We start from the raw sequence: 434 nt of genomic DNA, 5'->3' as shown, positions 1-434 counted from the left end.
TGTCGCCGGCGCTTGCCAGCAGGAAGGCGGTCTGACGAGATGGATTGAACGGGCGGTCGTGTACATCCGGCAGTCGACGACCCATCAGGTGGTGACCAACCAAGAGAGTCTGCGATTGCAATACGCGCTTCGCCAACGCGCCATCGAGCTCGGCTGGCACGAAGCTGGCATCGACGTCATCGACGCTGATCTCGGCATCAGTGGAGCGTCGGCGGCTCAGCGCAGCGGCTTCAAGGAGCTGGTCGGACGGGTTGGACTCAAAGAGGTTGGTCTGATCCTGTCGATCGACGTGACGCGCCTCGCCCGCAACTGCTCGGATTGGTATCCGCTGCTCGATATCTGCGGGCTGCACGGCTGCCTCATCGCCGACCGTGATGGCGTCTACGACCACACAGCATGATGCCCCCATTCGGGAGCCATCTGATCAGTTGGAG

General features: G+C 62.2%; 1 protein-coding gene. It reads left to right on the top strand.

What is annotated here, in order from left to right:
• Positions 1 to 400, top strand: a 400-nt coding sequence (locus KJQ96_RS38765) for a recombinase family protein (protein WP_249735101.1), incomplete at its 5' end; no start/stop codon positions are given.
• Positions 401 to 434: the final 34 nt, after the last annotated feature.

Source organism: Bradyrhizobium sp. sGM-13 (assembly GCF_018398875.1).
In the GTDB taxonomy this organism is placed as follows: Bacteria; Pseudomonadota; Alphaproteobacteria; order Rhizobiales; family Xanthobacteraceae; genus Bradyrhizobium.
The sequence above is the reverse complement of the archived record's forward strand: the minus strand, read 5'-3'. Positions and strand labels throughout refer to the sequence as shown.